We start from the raw sequence: 1,258 nt of genomic DNA on the forward strand, positions 1-1,258 counted from the left end.
GGGTTAGCCACACAAACGTAATCAATTCGTCCTAAGTAATCGGCGCGACAATTTGGTATCGCTTGAGACTCTAAACTGATCGCCCCTGCGACCTCACCACTTTTCAGTTTTTCTATTGAACGTGATTCACCGTAAATCGTCAGCTTCAACTCTACTTGACGAGCTTTCATGACGTCTTGCAAAGCAGGCAGTAACCACGTAGCCAAACTGTCGGCGTTAGTAGCCAAAGACAGTTGCACTGGGCGCGTTGTAGTGTCGTTTTTGATCTCAGGTAAAATTTCGTGCTCTAGCAACCGAACTCGGCGGTAAAGCCCCAATAGTTTTTTCCCAATGGGAGTTGGCTTGGGTGGCTGCTCTCGAATTAACACAGGTTGCGCCAAGAATTTTTCGAGCTGTTTAATACGCTGCGAAATGGCAGATTGTGAGACAAACAGATGCTCAGCAGCTCGTTCAAAACTGCCTTGATAAACAACGGCATCCAAGGCTTCTATCCATTTGTAATCCAACCCTCGCATTCACGTTCTCCCAAAAAACAACACCAAACCGTTAAATAAGTAACTCTAATAATATATTAAAATCATTAATTATACTTATTTAACCAAAGCCATTATCTTTCTCGTCTCTGTCGTTTTCTTAATTATTTGAGGTGTATCGTGAGCTTTTGGGTTTTATTGCAAGGATTTGGTTTAGGGGCATCGATGATCATTCCGATCGGAGCACAAAATGCGTATGTCTTGAATCAAGGCATAAAGCGCAATCACCACCTGACGACAGCCACTATTTGTAGCGTCCTAGATATGATCTTCATTTCTCTAGGTATCTTTGGTGGTGGTGCTATTCTGTCTCAAAATGAAGTCCTACTGACATCGGTGACGCTTGGTGGTATTGCCTTCCTGAGCTTCTATGGACTACTTTCTCTTAAAAGCGCATTCAAGCCAGAGAATGAATCGGAATCAAAAGGGGAAGTCGTAGCTCGTGGACGCCGAACGGTCATTTTAGGCGCATTAGCTGTCACCGTGCTCAACCCACATTTGTACTTAGATACCGTTGTTATCTTAGGCTCAATCGGTGGACAATTTGAAGGCCATGATCGAATCGCTTTCGCGTTAGGCACTATTATGGCGTCATTTGTTTGGTTCTATACCTTGTCGATGGGCGCCGCAAAACTCGGGCCTACGCTATCTAAACCGAAAGTGAAAAAAGGCATCGATATCGCCGTTGCATTGATGATGTTCACCATTGCTTATGTACTCGCGAG

General features: G+C 44.3%; 2 protein-coding genes. One reads left to right on the top strand and one right to left on the bottom strand.

The features are described 5' to 3' along the window. On the bottom strand, positions 1 to 515 hold a 515-nt coding region (locus tag R7P67_RS24955), incomplete at its 3' end, for an ArgP/LysG family DNA-binding transcriptional regulator (protein ID WP_318086337.1). Positions 516 to 653: 138 nt separating this feature from the next. Between R7P67_RS24955 and R7P67_RS24960 the strand changes: the two genes are divergently transcribed. Then, positions 654 to 1,258, top strand: a 605-nt coding sequence (locus R7P67_RS24960; protein WP_318086338.1) for a LysE/ArgO family amino acid transporter, incomplete at its 3' end; no start/stop codon positions are given.

This window comes from Vibrio sp. Vb0937 (genome assembly GCF_033338855.1).